Here is a 20174-nt window from a genome sequence, read left to right as displayed (position 1 = left end):
ATAAAACTAGTTTGTGTATTTATGCAAAAGTTTTTATTGAGACACGAGATCGGTTCTCGTGGCACTATGCCATGCTTTTTTTGAATAAAAGCGCCACGAGACCGGATTATTTAGAAACAGGCATAAGCTTTTTGATAAAGTGCAAGGATCTTCCTGTCCCGATGGCTACTGATTCTAGTGGGTGGGGAGCAAGATGAACTGGAACATCAATTTCTTTGCTAAGCCACTCTTGCATTCCGTTGAGAAGTGCTCCACCGCCAGTAATCACAACGCCTCGTTCGACAATGTCACCACTTAGTTCAGCTGGAGACTTTTCTAGAGTAGCTCGAATTGCTTCTAAAATATGCAGTAAAGATTCTTTTAAAGCACTTTGAACTTCATAGGAACTTAAAGTAACAGTTTTAGGTAGCCCAGTAACTAAATCTCGACCGCGTATTTCCATGAACTTTTCTTCATGATCAATTAGGGCATAACCGATTTCTATTTTTAATCTCTCTGCTGTAGACTCACCAATGAGTACATTATATTTCTTCCGGACTTCCTGAATGATATTTTCATCAAATAAATCACCACCGATGCGAACTGTACGACTTGTTACGACTCCTCCATAGGAAATAATCGCAACCTCAGTCGTACCTCCACCAATATCGACGATGACATTTCCCACTGGTTCTTCGACTGGAAGATCAGCCCCAATCGCAGCTGCAACAGGCTCTTCGATTAGGTAAACATTTTTGGCTCCACAAGTTTTAACGGCATCATGAATGGCACGCCTTTCAACGGAAGTCGCTCCTGAAGGCGTACAAACTACTACATCAGGTTTTCTTAAAGAGAATCCTAATGTTTTAGATGCCTTTTTCATAATTTCTTTTAATAGTTGACTCGTTATATCGAAATCAGCAATAACACCGTCTCGAAGTGGCCGAACAGCAACAATGCTTCCAGGAGTTTTACCAATCATACTTTTAGCTTCTGAACCTACCGCAAGTGCTTGCTTATTACTAGTTTGCACAGCTACAACGGATGGCTCATTTAATATAATTCCCTTGTTTTTTGTATAAACAAGAATATTAGCAGTACCTAAATCTATTCCAATTTCAGTATTTGAAAACATACAATCACCATTCCTTTACCAGAATCACAAATTAATAGACAGTTTTTTACTAGTATAGACAAATATCTGGGATCGCGCTTGTGGAGAATATTGGAAAATCTCTGTATGTTACAATGTAAAATGCTCGAACATCCTATCATAATTGGCTCTTTATAAAAAGCGGACAATTCTCTGTCAACAAAACTTAATCAGTCTGTAAAAATGTTACTGTTTGGAGATATTTTGAAAAAAGTACACAAAATACAAGTTCTGGTGAAGCAAATTATCAATTTTTCGGGTAGAAAAAATCCGAAGAGTCTTCTAGAAGCAGTAAAAGGAAATCGGAGAAATACAAATAGAAAGAGAGTTCTTCTGCTAAATGCTACAAGAACTCTCAATGATTATTTACTTAGTCCATGAGCAAAAAAGGTAACTAAATCTTTGCTTTCTTGCTTCCGGGTTTTGCGGTATGCTGCACGTTTGCTAGCTGTTTTATGTAACCATTTTTCTTCATCTGTTTCTGGAACGACTTCAGGTACAGGGGTAGGTTTCCCGTTTTCATCGATCGCTACGAACGTTAAAAAGGAAAGAGCGGCTATTGATTTTTCGCCAGATAACAAGTTTTCGGAAACGACCTTTACAAATACTTCCATGGAACTTCTTCCTGTCCATGTCACGATCGCTTCTAATGTCACAGCATCACCAACTTTAATCGGTTTAATAAAATCTACTGAGTCAGTAGAAGCGGTAACAACTGGATTACGCGCTAGCTTTATTGCAGATATAGATGCGACATCATCAATATAAGCCATAAGTTTTCCGCCAAATAATGTTCCGAGGTGGTTGGCATCTGGGGGAAACACATGGCTTGTTTTAATCGTTAATGTTTCTTTCATCGCTTTTCTCTCGATGTTTTCCATTTTGTCACCTCATTTTATATACCATCTTATTATAGCATGGGGATAAATGATTCAATAATACAATAAAAAAACCCCGCACTTTTATGCGGGGCTTAAATAAGGATTAAAATGCCCATTCACCATTACGGAAAATAGGTTCCACTTTTCCGTCTTCTGTAATGCCGTCTATATCCATTTCAGCCGAACCAACCATGAAATCAACATGAGTAATACTTGAGTTTAAGCCGTTTTTAGCCAACTCTGTCTGAGACATTTCTTTTCCACCTTCGATGCAAAAAGCATATGCACTGCCGATTGCCAAATGGTTCGAGGCATTTTCATCAAATAATGTATTGTAAAATAATAAATTTGATTGTGAAATCGGAGAACTGTTAGGTACGAGGGCTACTTCTCCAAGATAGCGCGCGCCTTCATCTGTCTCAACGAGTTGCTTCAAGATGTCTTCTCCTTCTTTTGCTTTAACGTCAACGATTTGCCCATTTTCAAATGTAATGGTGAATTCATCAATGATATTACCAGCATAGCTTAATGGCTTTGTGCTTGAAATATAACCATTGACACCATCTTTTTGCGGAGCAGTGAAGACTTCTTCTGTTGGCATATTTGCCATAAATTCTTTTCCGCTCTCATTGATACTTCCTGCGCCAGCCCAAATATGCTTTTCTGGTAATTCGATTGTTAAATCTGTACCAGGAGCTTTATAATGGAGCTTTTTGTAATGTTTTTCATTTAAGTAATCTACTTTTTCGTGAAGAGTTTCATCGTGTTGTTTCCAAACAGCGATAGGATCTTCTTGATCAACCCGCGTTGCTTTAAAAATCGCATCCCATAGTTCAAATACTTGCGCTTCTTTAGAAGCATCAGGGAATACTTTCTGTGCCCAAGCTTGGGATGGAGCTGCAATAACAGTCCAGCTTACTTTATCGGATTGAATGTATTGACGATATTTCGCCATTGCTTTTCCGGCGACTTTTTGGAAATTAGCAATTCTTGACCCATCAACCCCTTTAAGAAGGTCAGGGCTTGAAGAAACAATTGACATGAACGCTGCACCTTGTTCAGCCAATTCCTCGATTTCTCGGGCACGCCACATAGGGTATTCATTGAATGCTTCGTCAGGTGCAAGGTCATATTTTAACCTGGAAACAGTGTCATCGTTCCAATTAACAACGACGTTTTTCGCTCCAGTCTCATATGCCTTTTTGACAACAAGACGAACAAATTCAGCTGCTTCAATAGAAGCATTGACAACAAGAGTTTGCCCCTTTTGGACATTAACTCCAACTTTAACAGCTAAATCTGCGTATTTTTCTAGATTTTCCTGGAAATTGGCCATGTTCATTCTCCTTTAATGAAAAATATAGTACATAACATATTTTAGCAGTTATAGAAAAGACAACCAAACTATTTATCAGTGATCCCAAGTAGTTCCTGATAATCTTTAGGGTTTTTGACCAAATCTGCAAGTGTATATTCATCTAACACTTGTAAATAGGCATTTAATGCTCGATGTAGAGCATGTTTTAAACTACAAACTGGAGATATAGCACAATAAACTTTTCCATGTTCAAAACAAGGTACAAGTTTAAAATCATCCTCCGTTTTCCGGACAATAGCACCTATATTAATTTCTTTAGGCTCGAGAGCAAGTTTGAAGCCGCCCCCGCGTCCACGAATTGTCGTGATCACACCCATTTTGCCGAGTTCATGAATAATTTTTGTTAAATGATTTTTTGAAATATTATAGGCGTCAGCAATTTCGGCTATATTAGATAAATTATCCCGTGGCTTAGAGGCGAGATAAATTAGTACACGCAATGAATAATCAGTGAAATTGGTTAATCGCATTTTTATACCCCCATAACCTTCATTATATCTATTTCATCGAATGGAAGAAAAGATAATCACTCTTTGTTAAATAGTGAACATTTATAGACTTCTTTGTGACAGATTTTTTAAACGTTACTAGGACTTATTGTGATTATAAAAACATTAGTATAAATTAAAGATGTATTTAAAATATACCTTTAAAGGGGTTTGAAAAAAATGGCGCTCTCTATTAAGACAATTGAGATTGTGAAATCAACTGCTCCAGCTCTAGAGGTTCATGGAGTCAACATTACTTCCGCATTTTATAAAAATATGTTTTCAAATCATCCGGAACTATTAAATATTTTTAATCATGCTAATCAATCACAAGGACGCCAGCAAACGGCCCTAGCCAATATGGTGTATGCTGCTGCCAAGAATATCGATAGACTTGAAGAACTTCTTCCTGCTGTCCAACAAGTTGCTTTTAAGCATCGTGGATTGGGGGTAAAGCCAGAACATTATCCAATTGTCGGAAAATATTTGTTGCTGGCAATTAAAGAAGTGCTTGGAAGTGCAGCAACAGATGAGGTGCTAGAAGCTTGGAAAGAAGCTTACGGTGTCATTGCCCAAGTGTTTATTGATATTGAAGCTAATATGTACAAAGAAGCACAAGAACAAAATGGCGGTTGGGATGGCTTTAAAGAATTTAACGTTATCGATCGCGTGCAAGAAAGCGGAGTAATTACTTCATTTTATTTAAAACCGGTGGATGGTAAAGCAATTCCTTCTTATAAACCAGGGCAATATATTACAGTTCGTGTTCACATACCTGGTGAGGACTTCACATTGAACCGACAATATAGTCTTTCAGCAGGACCTGGTAAAGAGTACTTCCGTATTTCTGTAAAAAAGGAAACTGAGTTTGAACCAAATGGCAAAGTTTCTAATTACTTGCATAATCAAATTTTTGTTGGTGATACAATTGAGGTTAGTGCCCCAGCAGGAGATTTTCATTTAAATGAACAAGAGGACGCACCGCTTGCGCTAATAAGTGGTGGTGTCGGACTAACGCCAATGATGGGAATGCTTGATGCGCTTGTGCAATCAAACTCGAAAAGAAAAGTATCCTTTATTCATTCTGCTCGTCACGAAGAAGTCCATGCATTCGCTGAAGATGCTGCTAAAAAGATATCTGAACTAGAGAATGGTGATTATTATTTTGGATATGAAAAACCTTTTAATTCAGAAGGAAATCATCATTTTACAGGATATATAACGAAAGAATTTTTGCAAGATAAAATCGAGATAAATACAGTGTGCTATGTATGTGGACCAGTGCCATTCTTGCAAGCTGTTGTAACTATATTAGAAGATCTTGGTGTTACTCAGGAAAATATCCGTTTTGAATTCTTTGGACCAGCTATGCAGCTACAAAAAGAAGAAGCGTTGGCTTAATATGAAGCTGTCTCATAAGAGGGGATTATTACCTTTTGTGAGACAGTTTTTTTTTATATAATTGATGGAAGAAAGCGGGGGAGCGCTATGGATCGTTTTACGGATTTAACTGAGGAAAGAATACGTAAAGCTTATGAAAATGGGGAATTTGATAATTTGCCTGGAATGGGAAAACCATTGCCGCCAGATTCATTAGAAGGAATACCGAAAGAACTAAGAATGGCTTATAAAATGTTGAAAAATGCTGGATTCTCACCAGAAGAAATGGATGTAAAAAAAGAAATTATGTCTATTGAAGATTTAATTCGTAAATCGGAAGATGAATTAGAAGCTCAAGGCTTAAAAAAAGAACTTAATGCCAAATTATTGCAATATAACAGTCTATTATCCAAAAAAGGAATCAAAACAAATTCCTCTGTCTTTAAAAATTACCAAGATAAAATAGATAGAAAATTACTTGAATAATTAAAAGAAATTGTTTGATAAAATATGGATTGAATTTTGTATAGTTCTGTCGATATATAAAATAAGACATATTTAAAGTTTAGGGTGAAATAAATGGATAAGACAACAATTATTGGCTTAATTTTAGGATTTATTGCAATTGGTGTGGGAATGGTTTTAAAGGGGGTCTCAGTCAATGTACTAGCTAATCCAGCTGCAATTTTAATCATTCTAGTTGGAACGGCAGCGAGTGTAGTTATTGCGTTTCCTTCATCAGAAATAAAACGGGTACCTAAATTGTTTGGTATTCTTTTTAAAGAGAAAAAAACGTATAAGCCAAAAGATGTTATTAAGGAATTCTCGGAATTGGCACAATTGGCGAGAAAAGAAGGTTTATTAGTGCTTGAATCGAAACTAGATGAAATTCCTGACCCATTTATGAGGAATGGATTAAACCTTGCAGTAGATGGGCAAAGTGCTGATTATATTAGAGATGTTTTAAATGAAGAGATTGAGGCTATGGAGGAACGCCATTCAGCTGGTGCTGCTATTTTTACGCAAGCAGGTACATATGCTCCAACACTTGGGGTACTTGGTGCTGTAATCGGCTTAATTGCGGCCCTTGGTAATATGGCTGATACTGATGCGCTCGGTCATGCTATTTCTGCTGCTTTCGTTGCGACCTTGCTAGGGATATTTACAGGATATGTATTGTGGCATCCATTTGCCAATAAATTAAAACGTAAATCCCAAGAAGAGGTAAGATTAAAAGAGATGATGGTAGAAGGTATTCTATCGATATTAGAAGGGGAAGCCCCACGAATTATTGAACAGAAACTAGCTTCTTACCTCCCAGCCTCTGAAAGGCAAGCAATATTGGAGGAAAGTGGTGAGGTTGAAAATGTCCAAGCGTCGTAGTCGGAAACACAAAGAAGAAGAGGAAGTAAGTGAAGCATGGCTATTACCTTATTCTGATTTATTAACATTATTATTAGCTCTTTTTATTGTGCTGTTTGCATCGAGTTCAGTTGATGCTCAAAAATTTGACCAAATGTCCCGTGTATTTAATGGTATCTTTATGGGCGGAACGGGACCGTTAGATTACCAGAATCCGATAGATGTTAACACAGATCATAGTAGTGATTATCCACCTAAATCGAGTCCAGTTTTGGAAGAAGATGATAATCAGGAGAAGACGGAGAATCAAAAAGAGCTAACGATGGAATTGGAAGATAAGAAAGAACTTCAAGAAATCCAGTCGAAAATCAATGCCTTTATTGAAAAAAAGGAATTTGATAGTAAATTTTCTACTGAATTAACAGATGAAGGTCTTTTGCTTACGATTAGGGATAATGTCTTATTTGAATCGGGTAAGGCTGAAGTAAGGGCAAAGGATAGAGATACGGCTAGAGAACTTGCAAAATTCCTTGAGATGGAACCACCGCGGAATATTATTATTAGTGGGCATACAGATAATGTGCCGATTCGTAACGCTCACTATGGATCGAATTGGGAATTAAGTGTTATGAGAGCAGTCAATTTCATGAAGGTCTTGTTAGAAGAAGATACAAATCTAGATCCTAAATGGTTTAGTGCAAAGGGATTTGGTGAATTTCAGCCAATTGGTGATAATCAAACAGCTGAAGGAAGAGCTAAAAACCGCCGAGTAGAAGTACTCATTTTACCGCGTGCAGAGGCGACGGAATAAAGTGAAACTTCAATCAGTGGGGGGTCTTACAGCCTGTTAATGCGAGATAATTAGATAAGGATAAGTTAAAGGGCCGTGATCAAAATCTCGGCCCTAATTTGTTCTGTTATAGCAATGTAGTAAATTGTACTGCAAACTTCTTCGCTTCCTCAATTTCCGAAAGGTCCGGATATAATTCTATGAGAAACTTAGGCAGAACTATTTTTGCTCCTACCTCCATGAACTTATCTTCAAATAGTTCAAGTGCAGCTCCATACGTATCAGTATAGTATGAATCACCAGAACCAAAGATAGCAGCTTTTTTTCCTGTTAAGTCATGATAGTCCAGTTCCTCATAGAAATCCATAAACTCATCAGGGATGACACCTTCCCATGTATAAGTGCCAATTAGGATGCCATCGTAATTTAGTAATTCCGCTGGATCTGTGTTAAAAGGATCTTTCGTGATAACTTCTACATTCGTTTGCTCAAACCCTGATATGATCGCATCCGCAATGGCCCCTGTTTTTCCGGTTGCACTTGCATATATTAAAATCACTTTTTTCATAACATCACTCTTTTCCCATGATTCATATACTATTTTATCAAAAACGATAAAAGAAAACCGTCACAAACCTGTGAACCATTGGAACTACAAATATTCTTAATAAAATATAGTCATTTTATGGTACGATGGAAAAAAGGTGGAGAGGAAGGATTTATGAAGGTTATTATCTTATTTATAGTTGCTTATCTGATTGGGAACTTATTAACAGCTCATTTTGTAAGCAGGCTCTTGTATAAAGGGAATATACATGATGTGGGAAGCGGAAATGCGGGGGCTAGGAATGCTGGCCGGATGTTTGGCAAGAAAGCCTTTATTTTTACCTTTTTAGGTGATGCAGCTAAAGGAGCAGCAGTAATTATAGCAGCTAAATGCTTCGGATTTTCCTTGACCGTGCAATTATTCGCTTTACTAGGAGTGATTTTAGGTCATCTATTTCCAGTTTTTTTCCGATTTAAAGGCGGTAAAGGGATGTCCACATTCGCAGGTGGAATGCTATCCTGTCAACCCCTTTTGTTTGCGGTATTGCTGGTATTGTTCATTCCTTTTTACTTGATTAGCAGAAGTCTAACTATAGGCGCTTTAGGGGCTATTGCGTCTATTCCTTTTGTCATGATATTCTTTTCGTATAAGCCGGTTATTATTTTTATAGGCGCTCTTATATCATTTTTTATTATTTTATCGCACCGGCACAATATTAAAGAGAAAATTTTAAAGTGAAAGGAAAATCGGCTAAATGAGCCTTATCTTTAAACTTGCTAGTGAACCATTTGAATTTGAACAAATCGAAAAGTTAAACTATCAAACTTTTGTGGAAGAAATTCCACAACACGAAAAAAATCAAGCCGGTATGCTCCGTGATCAGTTTCATGATGAGAACACTTATATTATTGGCTTAAAAGAAAAGCAACTAGTAGGAATGATCTGTGTTCGGAGTAATCGACCATTTTCATTAGATCGAAAGATTGGTGAAGTTGAACAGCATTTGCCTGTGCAAGTGAATCGTCCATGTGAAATCCGTTTATTAGCAGTCGATCCAGCATATCGAAACGGCAGAGTTTTTATGGGATTGACTCAAGGACTCATCCGTTATTGTTTAAAAATGGGTTATGACGCAGCGTTAATTTCTGGTACAACACGTGAGCAAAAATTGTATAAACAACTTGGATTTCAGCCATTTGCCTATCTAACTGGTGATGCTCAAGCAGCATTTCAACCAATGTATCTGACAAAAGCTATTTTTGACGCAACACTTGCTGGAAGAATACTGAAAGAGCCTGTTAATTTCCTGCCAGGCCCAGTATCGATCTCTGAAAATGTAAGAGATGCTTTTATGAATAACCCATACTCACATCGTTCAAAAGCATTTGCAGATCGCCTTCTTGAAGTTCAAACAAAACTAAAAACGATGGTGAATGCCCGTTTTGTTCAAGTCTTTCATGGAACGGGAACGCTGGCGAATGATGTAGTGGCTGGACAACTTTCCGTAGTTGGAGGAAAAGGCCTAATTCTAGTGAATGGTGAGTTTGGCATGAGGCTTGTTGATCATGCAGAACGCTGGGGGCTTGATTTTGATCAATTGAAATCCCAATGGGGAGATCCGTTTCAATATGAGCAAATTGAACAGAGGGTAAAAGATGGTAAATATCAATGGATTTGGGCAGTGCATTCCGAAACATCAACAGGTATTTTAAATGATATTGATCAATTGAAAGATATTTGTCAAAATCGTAATTTACAATTATGTTTGGACTGCGTTAGTTCGTTGGGGGCAGTTCCCATCGATTTGAATGGTGTTGCCTACGCGTCAGGAGTAAGTGGAAAATCACTTGGCAGTTATACCGGTCTCTCTTTTGTATTTCATCAGAATGAAGCAAAAACAAATTCCAATTTGCCACGTTACCTGGATTTAGGAGCGTATTTTGAAGCAGACGGGATTCCTTACTCACAATCATCTAATCTAGTAGATGCTTTACACGCCGCATTAATAAAATATGATCCGCCTGAGATCATTTATGATGCAATCAAAGATAGATATGAGTTAATTAGAGAGGGGATCGAAAAACTCGGTTTCCATATTTTATCAGATGAAGCAAATTCCTCTCCAGTAATCATGACGATTGGTTTACGAGAGAATTACAACTCTCGAAAGATCGGCGATGATCTGTTCTTAAATGGGATCAATGTTCATTATGAGAGTTCGTATTTGCAAAAAAGAAATTGGCTACAAATATCTTGTATTAATAGTATAAGCGTGAAAGATATCGAGCGGATGCTTCGAGCTTTAGGAAAGATCTGTTATAAAGGAACTTTAGATGCTGTAAAATAAAATGTATATAAATAAAAGGGCAGACAATTTGAATGTCTGTCCTTTTATTTACTAATTAATAAGGCTTTTGCCGATTAGCAACCTTAAGATTTTTTACGTCGCTAACTTCCGCTTTTCTAGTTCGCCTTTCGAATTCGCCCTAATTCTTCTGCTAATGCTTGCATTTCGTTAGGACTGAAGCTGTTTTTTCTCATAACCATCTCATAGATTTCTTTCAATTCCTCATATAGGTCGGAGTCCATATGCTCTGGTTTAATCGCTCCAGCGTTCACCATTTTTAATTTGGTAACAATTTGGTTTACCATGTATTCCATATTTTTAGCTGATTTTATTGATAGATCCACCACGTTCATCCTCTCACTTTATACATAATAATATCCTTTCATGATCCATTTCAATTGTCAATATGAGATTCCACTTTTTCTTTAGTCTTGAATTACTATAAAGAGGTTTCGGAACCTCATAAAAAGGAAACCTATATAATAGAATTTAAGTTAAACAAAGGTGTGATGCTAGTGAGAAGAACGATGCCGTCGCAAATCTTTCAAAAGATCGTTAAATTCACGAAAAAGTTAATTGTCCGAATTATGGATAATGACGTTACAGGGATGGGAGCCCAACTCGCTTATTTTTTCTTGCTATCTTTATTCCCACTGCTTATATTTATGGTCACCTTATTGCCATACACCCCTCTTTCCCAGGATGATATTTTTAATATCGTTAAAGGTTTTGCACCTGAAGAAACTTTTAAAATGGTGGAAAATACGTTGCAAGAGATTATGGAAAATCGAAGTGGTGGGCTATTATCGATCGGGATTATCGGAACACTCTGGTCGGCCTCCAATGGTATGAATGCATTGATCCGCTCTTTAAATCGTGCCTATGATGTAGAGGAGAAACGTCCCTTTCTTTTAGCGAGAGGATTAGCCATACTTTTGACGATTGCTTTTATTTTCGTTTTTCTCCTCGCTTTATTAGTGCCTGTATTTGGTGAGCAATTAGGAATGCATGTATTTTCTGAACTTGGCATCTCAGATGAATTTTTAGTATTTTGGGGAATTATTCGTTGGACAATCAGCCCAATTATTTTATTTGTTGTTTTTCTAGCTGTCTATTTATTAGCACCAAGCATTCGAATTAGGATGATTACTGCTGCTCCCGGAGCTTTATTTGCAAGTGTAGGTTGGATTATCGTATCATTTGGTTTTTCCTATTATGTAGCGAATTTTGGAAATTACACGTCAACTTATGGAAGCATCGGTGGTATTATCGTGTTAATGCTTTGGTTTTATCTAACAGGTATTATAATAATAATTGGTGGAGAAGTAAATTCATTAATGGGAGAAAAATATCATAAAAAATAGGGGGAAATGATATGGAATTTAAAATGAAAGAATCAGGTTTTTACTCAGAATTTCCATATGGAAGACTTGATATTTCTAGTGACGAAAACTTTGGGTTTAGACCTTATCATTTGCTTACATCTTCTATAGCCGTCTGTAGTGGAGGGGTTCTTGAGAAAATTCTACGGAAAATGCGTTTTGAACTAGAAGATATTTCAATAAATGCTGACGTTGAAAGAAGTGAAGAAGCTCCACAGCCTATTAGAAAAGTGAAGTTGCATTTTCAAATTAAAGGAAAAAATATGAGTGAAGCTAAGGTGAAAAAAGCTTTTGGATTAGTAGACAAAAACTGTTCAATGGTCCAGTCAGTTAAAGGTGCGATTGAAGTAGAAAAAACTTATGAATTAATTGAAGCTTAGTATACAGTTTCCTATTGGAAAGCCTAACGGAAATTTCAATTTCATGTATCGTTTTTCTTACTCAAGGAATAATGGTAAACAAAGACAAAAAGGGACTGATTGAAAAACAATGAAGAAAATATTCCTTATTATCTTAATTGTGGGGCTGCCTTTTTCTGTTATCGGCTCCATTTTTCATTTACCAAGTTTACTTATGTTTGCTGTCTACTGTTTAACTATTATTGCCCTTGCTAGCTTTATGGGAAGAGCGACAGAAAGTTTGACGATAGTTGCAGGTCCTCGAATTGGAGGGTTACTAAATGCAACATTCGGTAATGCAGTAGAATTAATTATATCTATTTTTTCCTTAAAGGCCGGGTTAATAGGGGTTGTGCTCGCTTCATTAACGGGCTCAGTGATCGGAAACCTCTTACTTGTATTAGGGTTATCCTTTTTTATGGGTGGACTAAAGTTTAAAGTTCAAAAATTCAATGTATATGATGCTAGGCACAACTCAGGTTTACTAATGTTTGCTGTTATTGTTGCCTTTGTCATTCCTGAAATGTTTACGCAAAATATGAGTGAAACGAAGACAATCTCTTTAAGTATCGGTATTTCTATTATTATGATTTTGCTTTATTTAGCTGCTTTATTTTTTAAACTTGTGACACATCGCGGTGTCTATCATACGCAAGAATCAGAGGAAAACATCGAACAGGAAGAGCCGGAATGGAGTAAAGGAAGAGCGACTCTCGTTTTGGCACTTGCGACCTTAGCAGTTGCATATACATCTGAGAGACTTGTCCATACATTTGACGCAGTTGGAGAGCAGTTAGGCTGGTCGGAACTATTTATTGGGATTATTATTGTGGCCATCGTAGGAAATGCTGCTGAACATGCATCAGCTGTGTTAATGGCGATGAAAAATAAAATGGATGTCGCTGTGGAGATCGCGGTCGGATCAACATTGCAAATCGCCATGTTTGTTGCTCCGATCCTTGTCTTAGTTTCATTGCTATTCCCAGTATCCATGCCATTGGTCTTTACAATGCCTGAAATTATTGCAATGGCTACTTCAGTCTTATTGACCATTATCATCGCTAATGATGGAGAATCGAACTGGTTTGAAGGTGCTACATTACTTGCGGCTTATCTTATTATGGGGATTGGTTTTTATTTGCTGTAATAGGGATAAACTTAAAGGTTTCTGAAAAACATAAAGGCAGATGACTAATTTTTACATGCAAAAATTGTTTGCTTAAAAATAGGAAAGGAGTTTGCCTTCATGTTCCGTTTTATAATGTTAATATTATTGTCAGCCTTTTTGGCAGTAGCTGGACCATCCCCACATTCTTTAGCAGAAACGAAGAATAAAAAAGAGACTAATAAGAAAATCGAAATACCTTCTTTTGTTTTGAATATTGAAAAGGAAAATACACTTCCAAATCTAAGCGAAGATCTTCCACAGTTAAAACCAAGTGAATTTACGAGAGAATTGATTGACTCTGCAGATGAAGCAATTGAAAATCCCAACTTGATCCGAATTTTAAATGAATCTTCTATTAATAAGTCGCCATTAGCGATTGGAATGCGTGCAACAATTTTTATGGGAGAATACCCATTAAATTATAAATCAGAAGAAACGATTCCGAATTGGCAATACCAGAAGATCAATTCTAATGTTTATGACAATAGTTCAGGAGAAGGAAATCATCAAATGAATTTCGTTCAACAAGCTCAAAAGAGAATTAAAGGCGGCTTAACAGCAAAAGTTCCTCAAGCTGAAGATGTTCAAAACATGGTATTGCTTAAAGCAATGAAAAAAACGAATTTACCTTTAACGTTGGAGGCAACGATTGGCGCAGGTACGAAACATCACCAAGTTTATAATGTCAATCCGAAAAAGGTAGGTCACCTAAATGCTTATGTTCCTGCTCTCGTTGAAAAAGGAGAAGTAACTTATGGGGAAGTCTACCTTGTAATAAAAGGATCGAAACGCAAAATTGAAATCAAAAATGTTACATCACAAAAAATCGGTGCGTGGATCCCAATACGAGACCATCTCGCCTTCACCTTCCATACAGCACCGTAACCAGGTTCACATTAGTGAATCTGGTTTTTTTTGGTCCGCATGAATGAATCGCTATGGAAAAACCTAAAGAAAAAGGACGAAAGGCGGGAGGTTAGATGAGGAAAATATTGAGTTTCAGTCTTATATTTATTCTTGTCATGACATTTACTTTGAAAGTAGAAGCCCTATCTGATAAACCGATTCATTGGGGATTTAAAAAGGGGCATAATGAACAACAGGCAGACGCCGGGGCAACCTATGATGCACTCCTTGAAAAATATAGTGCTTTTTATAAAGGGAATCCGAGTGAAAAAATAGTATATTTAACTTTTGATAATGGGTACGAAAACGGATTTACGGAGCAGGTTTTAGATGTGCTAAAAAAAGAAAAGGTCCCAGCCACCTTTTTCGTTACGGGACATTACTTAGAAAGTGCGCCTGATTTAGCGAAAAGAATGGTCACGGATGGACATATTATTGGAAACCACTCATGGAGCCACCCAGATATGACGCAAATTGGCGATGAGAAAATTAAAGAAGAACTCGAAAAGGTTTCAAAAAAGACAGAACAACTTACAGGACAAAAGGGTATGCAATACTTACGCCCACCGCGTGGCATTTTAAATGAAAGAACACTTAAGGTCGCAGGGGACGCAGGTTATATCCATGTACTATGGTCGCTTGCCTTTAAAGACTGGGAAACGAACAATCAAAAGGGCTGGAAGTATGCCTATGACAACATAATGAAACAAGTTCACCCTGGAGCTGTCATTTTACTTCACACCGTTTCAAAAGATAATGCCGAAGCATTAGAAAAGGTGATCAAGGATTTAAAAAATCGCGGTTATGAATTCCGAAGTTTGGACGATTTTATGATGAAAGAAAAATTAGATGTGCCATTGATGGGGTGGTAGGAGTTATGCAGTTTGCTCCTAGGATGAAGGGCATTTGCCCCCAATTGAAGCTAGAGACCGAAAAACGAGGAAGGTGGGAAGTGCGTCTTCAAATAAGGGGCAATGAAGACAGAAAAGTGATAAAAGTGGAAACTCCGTCTTCATAAAATTCCCCTGTTTTAGTAGCAAATAACCCCTACCCACGTAAACCAGCAAAAACAAAGCCAGGATTTCAAAGCCTGGCTTTAATTATGTTATAATGAAAAATAATTTTTGTTTAGGGGTTATGCTAATGTGGCAAGAAAAAATTGAAATCGCAGGTCCGTATAATTTTGATTTAGCTTTAAGCAGACTAGCCATGGATCCACTACATATAATCAATCAACAAGAGCGCTCGATAAAAGTGCCTATCTATGGTGAAGTACCAGAAGTGGCTTTGGTTCAAGCCGTTGGCACGACAGATGAACCCGAATTTTTAGTCAGTGGCCATGATATGACAACGAAGCAGCACGTATTACATAAAATTTATACCGCTTTTCAATGGAAAGTCTCGTTAAATGAGATCCAAGAACATTTTGCAAAAACTAACCTCAAAGACATTTTTGCCGTCCATCGGGGCACTCCGGTAGTATTAGAATTTGCCCCATATACAACATTGATTAGATCAATTATTCATCAGCAAGTAAATATGAAATTTGCTATTTCACTTACAGAGACGTTTGTAAAGACCTTTGGCTTTGAAATAGATGGCGTTCCTTTTTATCCACTCCCGGAAACAGTGGCAAAATTAGCAACTGAACAATTAAGAGTACTTAAGTTTAGCCAGCGAAAAGCAGAATATATTATCGATTTGGCTCAAAAGCTTGCGAGCGGAGAATTAATACTTGAAAATTTGTCCACATTGCCTGATGAGGAGATCATTCGAGAACTGGTTAAAATTCGCGGAGTCGGACCGTGGACGGCTCAAAGCTTTTTATTATTTGGACTAGGAAGGCCTAATCTATTTCCTGCAGCAGATATAGGTATTCAAAAGGCTATTAAAAATCTGCTTGGATTGGAAAAAAAGCCAACCCGTGAGGAAATGTTAGAATATAGCAAAGAATGGGAACCGTATTTAAGTTATGCGTCCCTCTATTTATGGAGAAGCATCGAGGAAGAGTGATGAACATGGAAAAAATTAAGCAAAGCCAAAAATTTCCGCTAACTATTAAAAGAATTGGTATTAATGGAGAAGGGGTAGGCTATTTTAAAAAGCAAGTCGTTTTTGTACCTGGAGCACTTCCAGGAGAAGAGGTAGTAGTTGAAGCTGTAAAAGTTCATCCTAAATTTACAGAAGCAATCGTGAAAAAGGTTCGAAAACGATCACCATACCGCGTAAAAGCCCCTTGTCCCGTCTATGAACAGTGTGGTGGCTGTCAACTACAACATTTACGATATGATCAGCAATTGAAAGAAAAGCGAGATATCCTCATTCAGTCATTAGAAAGACACACCAATTTTAATATAGAAAAAATGGACATCCGCGAAACAATTGGAATGGAGGATCCTTGGAAATATCGAAATAAAAGTCAGTTCCAAATCCGTGAAGTGAATGGCAAAGTAGTGGCGGGTTTATATAGCTTAAACTCACACCGAGTTATCAGTGTTCCAGAATGCATCGTTCAACATCCAGCAACGAATAAAGTCAATAACGAGGTCAGACGAATCCTCGAAGATTTCCGAATTCCTATTTACAATGAAAAAACGAAAAAAGGAATCGTAAAGACGATCGTAGTTAGGGTAGGCGTTGAGACTGGACAGGTCCAAATAGTTCTAGTAACGACAGGAAAAGAACTTCCTCGAAAAGAAATGATTATAAAAGAAATAAAGAAACGGCTTCCAGAAGTAATGTCAGTTATGCAAAACATCAATCCAAAGAAAACCTCGCTCGTTTTTGGTGATAAAACTCAAAAATTAGCAGGTACCGAATATATTGAAGAAAAAATGAGTGTGTTCTCCTATGAACTCTCAGCTCGGGCCTTCTTCCAATTAAATCCTGAACAGACACTTAAACTATACGATGAAGTCAAAAAGGCAGCTCAACTTACAGGTAAAGAAAAAATAGTCGATGCTTATTGCGGAGTTGGAACGATCGGACTGTGGCTTGCGGAAGATGCAGCGGAAATCCGCGGAATGGACGTCATCGCCGAAGGAATAACTGATGCCAAGAAAAATGCACGAAAACACGGTGTAGAAAATGCAATGTACGTGACAGGGAAAGCTGAAGACATTTTACCTAAGTGGGAAAAAGAAGGCTGGCACCCAGACGTTATCATCGTCGATCCTCCGCGGACCGGGTGTGATGAAAAGTTCCTGCAAACACTTTTGAAAATCAAACCGAAAAAGTTCATCTACGTTTCGTGCAATCCGTCAACATTGGCAAAGGATTTGCAGTTTATTAGTAAACATTATCAGGTGGAGTACATTCAGCCAGTGGATATGTTTCCGCAGACGGCGCATGTGGAGTGTATCTCGCAACTCATTTTAAAATGTAACTAACTAAAATTCTTCCTACAAGTGATAATAAACATTTTCATCCTCCCCTAACCAGTGAGAATAAAAATGTTCCAAGATTGCGTGAGAAAAAGCTCGTAAAGCCCGACATATCAAATGATTAATACAACCAAGGCACATGCTGAATATTTTAATCGACCAGATATTCAATATACAGTTCTACAAACAGGAGAAAAGTCCCCTAAACAATTGCAAGTTATTTATGAGAACAGGAGCAAGAACCTGAATCCTTTATGAAGTCTGCAAGATTAATAAGAACAGTAATAGGGCATTTAATCGCTAATTTTTATTGATAATGGGAACATTATTAAAACAGACAGGCTAAGAGTTGAGAAGTTTATACGATATTTACATAATGCTAATGCTATATGTAAATAACTTAGCTATACGATTGCACAAAAAGTGATTTGGATGTGATAATAATGAGTTATACAAAAAAAGAAGTATTGAAAATTGCAGATAGACATACTTTCCAATTGTTAGAAAATTCTTTGGTTTTTAATGAATCTGGATTAGACTTTCAGGTTGTATTTGCTAAGGATCAGGAAGGAAAGGAATGGGTACTGAGGATTCCGAGATGGTCTGATGTATTTCCTAGAACGAAGGCAGAAAAAAACGCATTGGATATTATCAACAAATACGCAGAATTTGAGGCTCCTAATTGGGAAGTTTACACAGAAGAGCTGATTGCTTATAAACAGTTACGTGGTGTTCCGGCAGGAACCATTGACCCTGAAGCACAAGCCTATGTTTTTGAAATTGATGAAAATAATATTCCAGAAGGATTTTATCAGTCACTAGGAAAAATATTGGCGATACTTCATCGAATTCCACAAAAACAAGCAGAAGAAGCGGGATGTCGTTCAAACACCAGAAGAAGTAAAACAAATCATGAAAGACCGAATGGATGCTGTTAAGGAGAAATTTGGGTGGGAGAGGAGTTATGGAATAGATGGCAGTCGTGGTTGAACGATGAAGAAATATGGCCACAAGAAACAGGAATGATTCATGGAGATTTGCACCCAGGACATATCCTCATTAAAAAATCAGGAAATGTAACAGGTTTAATTGATTGGACGGAAGCAAAGGTAGCTGATATATCAACTGATTTTGTTGGCCACTATAGAGTATTTGGTGAAGAAGGTCTTGATGAACTCATCCAAGCGTACAAAGTAGCGGGAGGATACCATTGGCCAAAGATGAAGGAACATATCATTGAATTAAACGCAGCTTATCCAGTTGGAATAGCTGAATTTGCCTTAATATCTGGTATGGATGAATATATTCAGATGGCAAAAAAAGAATTAGGTTTAGCTAGAATGTAGCTATTGTCGCTAAAAAATTATGCTTCCTTAAATAAAATTAATGTTCCCAATCCGAGGGTTTTTTTCGGCATTTTTCCCGGTAGGCCTTCGGTCTATTTTTGTAAAATTTGGCGAGGTTTCAATTGTAACTCAACCCCATCTTCAATCAAAATTCAATCCAAAATCAATCATTCCCCAACTCAATGTCCAGTGAGGATTCTGGACTATTTTGGTTAGTTCCCCTTCGGTATAATATCGGTATCCTTTTCGGTTTTTTTCTCACTCATTAGAATCAGAATGTCCTCAATTATCTACTCCGTTTTCGTCTATTGTGGGAATGTAATTTTTTTATCAAAATCATTGCGAGATCGGTACAAATTAACGGTAAGTTCAATATATTTTATTGGGAGACTATTACTTTCCTAGGCTTAGATCCTTCATATGGACCAATTATTCCATCTGCCTCTAAACTATCAATAAGCCTTGCAGCCCTTGTGTATCCAATACGAAACTTTCTTTGTAAAAATGAAACAGAAGCTGATTGTGCTTCAATCACTAAATCCTTAACATCCTGATATAATTCATCTATTTCAAGAGCTTCGGGCTGTTCTATTGCCTCTTCCGTTTCCTCAATATTGGTTATAATTTCTTCTTTTTCAATCCCCTTTATCATATCATCGAAAAAATTGACGTTAAATTCAACTTCACTATTTTTAGGCTTGAAAAATTCTATTTTAAATAATTCTTCTATTATTTTCTCTATATGATTATTATCTTCTTTTGTGTAGTTATGCACTTCCTTTAATGACATTGTGAAATTATTCATTGCTAATAAAAGTAATAAACCTTTTGATTCAAGCGTCAATTTTTTACTGTGTAAAATATGGTTTAGATAATCTTTAGCCTTGGCCATATTTACACCTCGAAAAGACCGTTCATCCGTAAATTGGGTGGGGAAATTAAATAACTTTAATGCTTTTTTTGTTGTTGAAATATTAAACGAATCTACAGTATCAGAGTATTCACTATAGTAATTAAATGATGCGTGATCCCTTTCTATTCTTTTTGCTAAAATAATAGTAGAGAAAAATTGCTTATTGGAAATACAATAACTGGAATCAAAATACCTTGGCATATATAGGTAATAGTCGGAAGTAACACATTTAGTGACTTCTTGCGGATCTGTATTTAGAATTGCCCCTATTGTTTTATTGTCCATCTGTATATCTTTTAAAATTGGTATTTCATTAGGCTGTACAATTAATACGGAAACTTTATTACGCATGATCTATTTCACCTCTACCCTT

20 protein-coding genes and 1 pseudogene are annotated in these 20174 nt (G+C 37.0%); 14 read left to right on the top strand and 7 right to left on the bottom strand.

The features are described 5' to 3' along the window. Window positions 1-106: 106 nt before the first annotated feature. The 4 genes from mreBH to BN1243_RS07850 form a co-directional block, all read right to left on the bottom strand. Window positions 107-1114 carry a rod-share determining protein MreBH gene (gene mreBH, locus BN1243_RS07865; protein WP_062105718.1) on the bottom strand — a complete coding sequence of 336 codons (1008 nt, stop codon included), beginning with the start codon at window positions 1112-1114 and terminating at the stop codon, window positions 107-109. 380 nt (window positions 1115-1494) lie between these two features. Continuing rightward, a complete protein-coding gene (locus BN1243_RS07860; RefSeq protein WP_062105716.1) occupies window positions 1495-2013 on the bottom strand; it encodes an acyl-CoA thioesterase in 519 nt (172 codons plus the stop codon). A gap of 103 nt (window positions 2014-2116) precedes the next feature. After that, entirely contained in the window at window positions 2117-3349 is a 1233-nt protein-coding gene (locus BN1243_RS07855; RefSeq protein ID WP_062105714.1) for an aminopeptidase, read from the bottom strand. Between the two features lie 68 nt (window positions 3350-3417). Then, window positions 3418-3861, bottom strand: coding sequence for an RrF2 family transcriptional regulator (locus BN1243_RS07850; protein ID WP_062105712.1), 444 nt, complete (start codon window positions 3859-3861; stop codon window positions 3418-3420). Window positions 3862-4059: 198 nt separating this feature from the next. Between BN1243_RS07850 and hmpA the strand changes: the two genes are divergently transcribed. The 4 genes from hmpA (at window position 4060) to motB (ending at window position 7432) form a co-directional block, all read left to right on the top strand. Next, window positions 4060-5280 (top strand): NO-inducible flavohemoprotein, encoded by a 1221-nt coding sequence (gene hmpA / locus BN1243_RS07845; RefSeq protein WP_062105710.1) that lies wholly within the window; start codon window positions 4060-4062, stop codon window positions 5278-5280. An 87-nt stretch (window positions 5281-5367) separates the two neighbouring features. Then, window positions 5368-5745: a DnaJ family domain-containing protein gene (locus BN1243_RS07840; protein WP_062105708.1), complete on the top strand. Its 378-nt coding sequence runs from the start codon at window positions 5368-5370 to the stop codon at window positions 5743-5745. Window positions 5746-5838: 93 nt separating this feature from the next. Continuing rightward, a complete protein-coding gene (gene motA, locus BN1243_RS07835; RefSeq protein ID WP_062105706.1) occupies window positions 5839-6642 on the top strand; it encodes a flagellar motor stator protein MotA in 804 nt (267 codons plus the stop codon). Beyond that, window positions 6626-7432, top strand: a complete 807-nt coding sequence (gene motB / locus BN1243_RS07830; RefSeq protein WP_062110492.1) for a flagellar motor protein MotB — start codon at window positions 6626-6628, stop codon at window positions 7430-7432. Before motA ends, motB begins: the two co-directional genes overlap by 17 nt. A gap of 106 nt (window positions 7433-7538) precedes the next feature. Here motB and BN1243_RS07825 read toward each other — a convergent pair whose 3' ends face one another. Next, on the bottom strand, window positions 7539-7979 hold the full coding sequence (locus BN1243_RS07825; protein ID WP_062105704.1) for a flavodoxin domain-containing protein: 441 nt from the start codon (window positions 7977-7979) through the stop codon (window positions 7539-7541). A 117-nt stretch (window positions 7980-8096) separates the two neighbouring features. Between BN1243_RS07825 and BN1243_RS07820 the strand changes: the two genes are divergently transcribed. Next, window positions 8097-8696 carry a glycerol-3-phosphate acyltransferase gene (locus BN1243_RS07820; RefSeq protein ID WP_084781851.1) on the top strand — a complete coding sequence of 200 codons (600 nt, stop codon included), beginning with the start codon at window positions 8097-8099 and terminating at the stop codon, window positions 8694-8696. Between the two features lie 16 nt (window positions 8697-8712). After that, window positions 8713-10305 (top strand): aminotransferase class V-fold PLP-dependent enzyme, encoded by a 1593-nt coding sequence (locus BN1243_RS07815; RefSeq protein ID WP_062105700.1) that lies wholly within the window; start codon window positions 8713-8715, stop codon window positions 10303-10305. A 116-nt stretch (window positions 10306-10421) separates the two neighbouring features. On the opposite strand, the gene BN1243_RS07810 is transcribed toward BN1243_RS07815, so the two are convergent. Then, the gene (locus tag BN1243_RS07810; protein ID WP_062105698.1) at window positions 10422-10649 is read right to left on the bottom strand and encodes a DUF1128 domain-containing protein; all 228 of its coding nucleotides are present in this window, start codon (window positions 10647-10649) and stop codon (window positions 10422-10424) included. A 183-nt stretch (window positions 10650-10832) separates the two neighbouring features. On the opposite strand from BN1243_RS07810, the gene BN1243_RS07805 reads away from it, so the two are divergent. The 8 genes and pseudogenes from BN1243_RS07805 (at window position 10833) to BN1243_RS07770 (ending at window position 18888) form a co-directional block, all read left to right on the top strand. Next, a complete protein-coding gene (locus tag BN1243_RS07805) occupies window positions 10833-11669 on the top strand; it encodes a YihY/virulence factor BrkB family protein (RefSeq protein ID WP_062110490.1) in 837 nt (278 codons plus the stop codon). A gap of 11 nt (window positions 11670-11680) precedes the next feature. Then, window positions 11681-12067, top strand: coding sequence for an OsmC family protein (locus BN1243_RS07800; RefSeq protein WP_062105696.1), 387 nt, complete (start codon window positions 11681-11683; stop codon window positions 12065-12067). Between the two features lie 109 nt (window positions 12068-12176). Beyond that, window positions 12177-13232, top strand: coding sequence for a calcium/proton exchanger (gene cax / locus BN1243_RS07795; RefSeq protein WP_062105694.1), 1056 nt, complete (start codon window positions 12177-12179; stop codon window positions 13230-13232). A gap of 99 nt (window positions 13233-13331) precedes the next feature. After that, window positions 13332-14138: a YfkD famly protein gene (locus tag BN1243_RS07790; protein WP_062105692.1), complete on the top strand. Its 807-nt coding sequence runs from the start codon at window positions 13332-13334 to the stop codon at window positions 14136-14138. A 95-nt stretch (window positions 14139-14233) separates the two neighbouring features. Next, complete coding sequence (pdaA, locus tag BN1243_RS07785; RefSeq protein WP_062105690.1) at window positions 14234-15031, top strand: delta-lactam-biosynthetic de-N-acetylase; 798 nt, start codon at window positions 14234-14236, stop codon at window positions 15029-15031. Between the two features lie 271 nt (window positions 15032-15302). Beyond that, complete coding sequence (locus BN1243_RS07780) at window positions 15303-16172, top strand: DNA-3-methyladenine glycosylase family protein (protein WP_062105688.1); 870 nt, start codon at window positions 15303-15305, stop codon at window positions 16170-16172. Continuing rightward, a complete protein-coding gene (gene rlmD / locus BN1243_RS07775; protein ID WP_407638851.1) occupies window positions 16172-17548 on the top strand; it encodes a 23S rRNA (uracil(1939)-C(5))-methyltransferase RlmD in 1377 nt (458 codons plus the stop codon). Before BN1243_RS07780 ends, rlmD begins: the two co-directional genes overlap by 1 nt. A gap of 437 nt (window positions 17549-17985) precedes the next feature. Further along, window positions 17986-18888 (top strand): annotated as a pseudogene (locus tag BN1243_RS07770) (macrolide 2'-phosphotransferase). Between the two features lie 379 nt (window positions 18889-19267). On the opposite strand, the gene BN1243_RS23025 reads toward BN1243_RS07770, so the two are convergent. Next, window positions 19268-20152 carry a DNA translocase FtsK gene (locus tag BN1243_RS23025; protein ID WP_062105686.1) on the bottom strand — a complete coding sequence of 295 codons (885 nt, stop codon included), beginning with the start codon at window positions 20150-20152 and terminating at the stop codon, window positions 19268-19270. Between the last annotated feature and the right edge of the window lie 22 nt (window positions 20153-20174).

Source organism: Bacillus niameyensis (assembly GCF_001375535.1).
GTDB classification, from domain to species: Bacteria; Bacillota; Bacilli; order Bacillales; family Bacillaceae_C; genus Lederbergia; species Lederbergia niameyensis.
Note: the sequence above shows the minus strand (reverse complement) of the source record. Positions and strands in the feature narration are given on the sequence as shown.